This window comes from Streptomyces sp. NPDC056527 (assembly GCF_042794475.1).
Lineage (GTDB): Bacteria > Actinomycetota > Actinomycetes > Streptomycetales > Streptomycetaceae > Streptomyces.
Genome location: NZ_JBHTTQ010000204.1, coordinates 1 through 5,118, shown reverse-complemented (window position 1 = coordinate 5,118; position 5,118 = coordinate 1). Strand labels below are relative to the sequence as shown.

The 5,118-nt window shown below is 71.2% G+C and carries 5 protein-coding genes; all 5 read left to right on the top strand.

Features of this window, described 5'->3' with window-relative positions; all coding sequences use genetic code 11:
• The first annotated feature begins 236 nt into the window (after window positions 1-236).
• The 5 genes from rplU to galE all read left to right on the top strand — a co-directional run bounded on the left by rplU (window position 237) and on the right by galE (window position 5,077).
• Window positions 237-557, top strand: coding sequence for a 50S ribosomal protein L21 (gene rplU, locus ACFQ7Q_RS37605; RefSeq protein ID WP_015033583.1), 321 nt, complete (start codon window positions 237-239; stop codon window positions 555-557).
• A gap of 14 nt (window positions 558-571) precedes the next feature.
• On the top strand, window positions 572-826 hold the full coding sequence (gene rpmA / locus ACFQ7Q_RS37600; RefSeq protein WP_260226291.1) for a 50S ribosomal protein L27: 255 nt from the start codon (window positions 572-574) through the stop codon (window positions 824-826).
• A 115-nt stretch (window positions 827-941) separates the two neighbouring features.
• Complete coding sequence (gene obgE / locus ACFQ7Q_RS37595) at window positions 942-2,381, top strand: GTPase ObgE (protein ID WP_383563595.1); 1,440 nt, start codon at window positions 942-944, stop codon at window positions 2,379-2,381.
• Window positions 2,382-2,444: 63 nt separating this feature from the next.
• A complete protein-coding gene (locus ACFQ7Q_RS37590; RefSeq protein WP_383563592.1) occupies window positions 2,445-4,070 on the top strand; it encodes a glycosyltransferase family 2 protein in 1,626 nt (541 codons plus the stop codon).
• Window positions 4,071-4,090: 20 nt separating this feature from the next.
• Window positions 4,091-5,077 carry a UDP-glucose 4-epimerase GalE gene (gene galE, locus ACFQ7Q_RS37585; RefSeq protein WP_383563589.1) on the top strand — a complete coding sequence of 329 codons (987 nt, stop codon included), beginning with the start codon at window positions 4,091-4,093 and terminating at the stop codon, window positions 5,075-5,077.
• Window positions 5,078-5,118: the final 41 nt, after the last annotated feature.

Sequence of the window (5,118 nt, the reverse complement as noted above, 5' to 3'; positions counted from 1 at the left end):
GGTCCCATGGCGGACGGCCCGCACCGCCCCAGAGGTCGAAGTCACCGAATTTGACCCCTTGAGGCACCGGCCCGTAACCTTGACCGTCGGCGTGTCGTATGGCGCGCCACCCCCCTGAGCACCCTCCTCCCGGTCTGTCGGGAGAGGCCGCTCGTCCACTTCCGGATCATCGCGGGCCTCGGCACGTGTGAGCGGCTGGCATCAGGGGACCGTTCCCGAGTGAGAGAGAGATCCGCGTGTACGCCATCGTGCGCAGCGGTGGTCGCCAGCACAAGGTTGCTGTCGGCGACATCGTTGAGGTTGACAAGATTTCCACTGCCAAGGTTGGCGACACCGTAGAGCTCTCTACGCTGCTCGTTGTCGACGGCGACGCCGTGACCAGCGACCCGTGGGTGCTGGCCGGTATCAAGGTCACGGCCGAGGTCGTGGACCACCACAAGGGCGCGAAGATCGACATCCTTCGCTACAAGAACAAGACCGGCTACCGCCGTCGCCAGGGCCACCGCCAGCAGTACACGGCGATCAAGGTCACCGGCATCCCCGCGGCTGCGAAGTAAGGGACTGAGGAGAGATGGCACACAAGAAGGGCGCATCGTCCACCCGGAACGGTCGCGATTCCAATGCTCAGCGGCTCGGCGTGAAGCGCTTCGGCGGTCAGGTCGTCAGCGCCGGTGAGATCCTGATCCGCCAGCGCGGCACCCACTTCCACCCGGGCGCGGGCGTCGGCCGTGGCGGCGACGACACGCTGTTCGCCCTGCAGGCCGGTTCGGTGCAGTTCGGCACCCACCGTGGCCGCAAGGTCGTGAACATCGTTCCGGTCGCCTGATCGGTTCTTTTGCGGAGGCGGACCTCACTTCCCGGCAGGGAAGCGGGTCCGCCTTTCGCGTGTTACTAGATAGACATTCCACCTCGTAGCACCCCTTTGCAATGGAGGCACAACCATGACCACCTTCGTGGACCGCGTCGAGCTGCATGTCGCCGCGGGTAACGGAGGCCACGGCTGCGCCTCCGTTCACCGGGAGAAGTTCAAGCCGCTCGGCGGCCCCGACGGCGGCAACGGCGGCCGTGGCGGCGATGTGATCCTGGTCGTCGACCAGGCGATCACCACACTCCTCGAGTACCACCACTCGCCCCACCGCAAGGCGACCAACGGTCAGCCCGGCGCCGGCGACAACCGCTCCGGCAAGGACGGCCAGGACCTCGTCCTGACCGTGCCCGACGGCACCGTCGTCCTCGACAAGCAGGGCAACGTGCTCGCCGACCTGGTCGGTCAGGGCACCACCTTCGTCGCGGGCCAGGGCGGCCGCGGCGGCCTCGGCAACGCCGCGCTCTCCTCCGCCCGCCGCAAGGCCCCCGGCTTCGCGCTCCTCGGCGAGCCCGGCGAGGCCCGGGACATCGTCCTGGAGCTGAAGACCGTCGCCGACGTGGCGCTGGTCGGCTACCCGAGCGCCGGCAAGTCCTCGCTCATCTCCGTCCTGTCGGCCGCCAAGCCGAAGATCGCGGACTACCCCTTCACCACCCTGGTCCCGAACCTGGGCGTCGTCACCGCCGGCTCGACCGTCTACACGATCGCCGACGTGCCGGGCCTGATCCCGGGCGCCAGCCAGGGCCGCGGCCTGGGCCTGGAGTTCCTGCGCCATGTGGAGCGCTGCTCCGTCCTCGTCCACGTCCTGGACACGGCGACGCTGGAGTCCGACCGCGACCCCGTCACCGACCTCGACATCATCGAGGAGGAGCTGAAGCAGTACGGCGGTCTCGAGGACCGTCCCCGCATCGTGGTCCTCAACAAGATCGACATCCCGGACGGCCAGGACCTTGCGGACATGATCCGCCCGGACCTGGAGGAGCGCGGCTACCAGGTCTTCGAGGCCTCGGCCGTGGCTCGTACCGGCCTGAAGGAGCTCTCCTTCGCGCTGGCCGACATCGTCGCCAAGGCGCGCGCGGCCAAGCCGAAGGAGGAGTCGACGCGGATCGTCCTGCGCCCGAAGGCGGTCGACGACGCCGGCTTCACCGTCACCTACGAAGAGGCCGAGGACGTCTACCGGGTGCGCGGCGAGAAGCCGGAGCGCTGGGTCCGCCAGACCGACTTCAACAACGACGAGGCCGTCGGCTACCTCGCCGACCGTCTCAACCGCCTGGGCGTCGAGGACGCGCTCATGAAGGCGGGCGCCCGCGCCGGCGACGGCGTGGCGATCGGCTCCGAGGACAACGCGGTCGTCTTCGACTGGGAGCCGACGATGATGGCCGGCGCCGAGATGCTCGGCCGTCGTGGCGAGGACCACCGTCTCGAAGCCCCGCGTCCGGCGGCGCAGCGCCGCCGCGACCGCGAGGCGGAGCGGGACGACGCGCAGCGCGAGTTCGACGAGTTCGACCCCTTCTAGAGCGGCCTGCGGTCCCGGGAGCGGCCGGTCGGCGACGTCGGCCGCTCCCGTAGGATCCTCGGTGTGAGCACCGCCCCCCCTCCCTCGGTAGAAGGCACCCTCGGTGTCGTGGTCATCGCCTACAACGACGAGGCGCTGGTCGGCGACGCCATCCGGTCCGCACTCGACCAGGGGCCCGTGGTCGCGGAGGTCGTGGCCGTCGACGACGCGTCGAGCGACGGCACGGCGAAGGTCCTGGACGAGCTGGCGGCGCTCCACCCCCGGGTGCGCGTCGTCCACCGTACGGAGAACAGCGGAGGCTGCGGCTCCCCCCGCAACGACGGCATCGAGGCGGCCACCGCCCCCTACGTGATGTTCCTCGACAGTGACGACATCCTGCCCGAGGGCGCGGCCGAGGCCCTGGTGACGGCGGCCGAGCGGCACCGGACCCCCGTCGCGGTCGGTGTCTGCGTACGGCGCGAACTGCCCGGCGGCCGCGAGGTGCGCTGGCAGCCCGGGCTCTACCGGGAGCGCGCCCTCCTGGAGACCGCGGCGGACCTCACCCCGCTCGTGCACGACACGCTCTGCGTCAACAAGGTCTACGCCCGGTCCTTCCTCCTCGACCACGGCGTCCGGTTCCCCGACGGCCGTTTCATCTACGAGGACTTCCTCTTCACCGCCCGCGTCCTGGCCGCCGCGCCGCGCGTCGCGGTGATTCCCGACACGGTCTACGTGTGGCACGTCCGTCGCGCCGCCGCGCAGCTGTCGATCTCCCTGGACCGGGAGGGCGTCGCCAACTGGGAGGCGCGTGTCGCCGCCCATCGCAGGGCCGTGGAGACCTTCGCGGAGGCCGGCCGCGCCGAACTCGCCGCCGCCTGTCGCACCAAGTTCCTCGAACACGATCTGCGCCTGTACGCCCGCGAGTTGAGGCTGCGCGACGCCGCCTACCAGGCCGACTGGTGGGCGTCGACCCGGGAGTACCTCGGGACGTTCGACGAGAGCGAGATCGCCGCGGCCGTCGCGCCCGCCCGCTGGGCGGCCCGGTTCGTGCTGGCGTCCAAGGAGCCGCGGGACCTGCTCCGGCTGTCCCGACTGGCCGCCGAGCCGGCCCGGCTGCTCCCTCCGTACGTGCGGAGCGAGGACATCGCCGTCTGGTCCCTGGATCTTCCCGACGTGGAGCTGGACGGCGTGGAGATGCTGCCGCTCGACGAGCTCCCGGTGGTCGTCGACGCCGGTCTGCAGACGGGCGGGGGCGGTGAGCTGCGGCTCACGGTCCGCGATCTGTACGGCAGGCTGCGCGCGGCGGGACCCCGTACCGTCCAGGTGGCGTTCCTGCCCCGGGGCTCGGAGGAGCCCGCCCGCACGGAGCAGGCCGAACTCGCCGAGGGCGAGGGCGGCTGGACCGCCCGCGTTCCGGCCGGGCTCACCGCCCTGGCCGGGGCAGGACGTCGCCGGGGGAACCGGGGCACCCAGCTGTGGGACATCAGGATCACGGTGACATGCGCGGACGGCGACTCCTTCTCGACGGCGCTCCGGCTGCCGGACGGCTGCGAGCGTCGCTCGGTCGTGCCGAGCAGCCGGTACGGTGTACTGCTGGTGCAGCAGTACACGACGGCGAGCGGATCGCTCGCGGTAAGGCTCGCACCGGGCGCCCGTGACGGGCTCCGGGCGGTCAGGGCCAGGCTCCGTCGGCTCTCCCGCAGTTCTTAGCGAAAGGGATATGGGGCGTTATGACTTTTCTGATCACCGGAGGCGCCGGATACATCGGCTCGCACGTGGTCCGCGCCATGACGCAGGCCGGTGAGCGGGTCGTCGTCCTCGACGACCTGTCCACCGGGTACGCGGAGCGGCTGCCGGAGGGCGTGCCCCTGGTGGTCGGCTCGACCCTCGACCGTGAGGTCCTGGACCGGACCATCGCCGAGCACGGTGTCACGGGTGTGGTCCACCTGGCGGCGAAGAAGCAGGTCGGCGAGTCCGTCGAGCAGCCGCTGCACTACTACCGCGAGAACGTCCAGGGCCTGACCGTGCTCCTGGAGGCCGTGGCCGCCGCGGGCGTGCGCAACTTCCTCTTCTCCTCCTCCGCCGCCGTCTACGGGATGCCGGACGTGGACCTCGTCACCGAGGACACCCCGTGCCTGCCCCTGAGCCCGTACGGCGAGACGAAGCTCGCCGGCGAGTGGGTGGTCCGTGCCGCCGGCAAGGCCCACGGCATCTCCACGGCCTGCCTGCGCTACTTCAACGTGGCCGGCGCCGCGACCCCCGAGCTGGCCGACACCGGTGTCTTCAACCTGGTCCCGATGGTCTTCGAGCGGCTCGACGCCGACGAGGCCCCGCGGATCTTCGGTGACGACTACGACACCCCCGACGGCACGTGCGTCCGCGACTACATCCACGTCGAGGACCTCGCCGACGCCCACCTGGTCGCCGCGCGCAAGCTCGCGGAGTGGGCCGCCGCCGGTGAGCCGCGCGACCTGACCGTCAACATCGGCCGCGGCGAGGGCGTCTCCGTCCGCGAGATGATCGACCTGATCAACGAGATCACCGGCCACTCGGTCGCCCCCGTGGTCACCCCGCGCCGTCCCGGCGACCCGGCCCGCGTCGTCGCCGCCGCGGACCGTATCGCCACGGAGCTGGGCTGGAAGGCCCGCCACGACGTCCGCGACATGATCACCTCCGCGTGGGCCGGCTGGGTGGCCCGCCGAGGCGTGTCCGCCTGACGCACACCGAACGCGACGGCCGAGGGCCGGGGAGCATCTCC

Excerpts from the sequence above, each read along its gene's own strand:
- obgE (WP_383563595.1), top strand. The coding sequence starts at position 942 with ATGACCACCTTCGTGGACCGCGTCGAGCTGCATGTCGCCGCGGGTAAC.
- galE (WP_383563589.1), top strand. The coding sequence starts at position 4,091 with ATGACTTTTCTGATCACCGGAGGCGCCGGATACATCGGCTCGCACGTG.
- rpmA (WP_260226291.1), top strand. The coding sequence starts at position 572 with ATGGCACACAAGAAGGGCGCATCGTCCACCCGGAACGGTCGCGATTCC.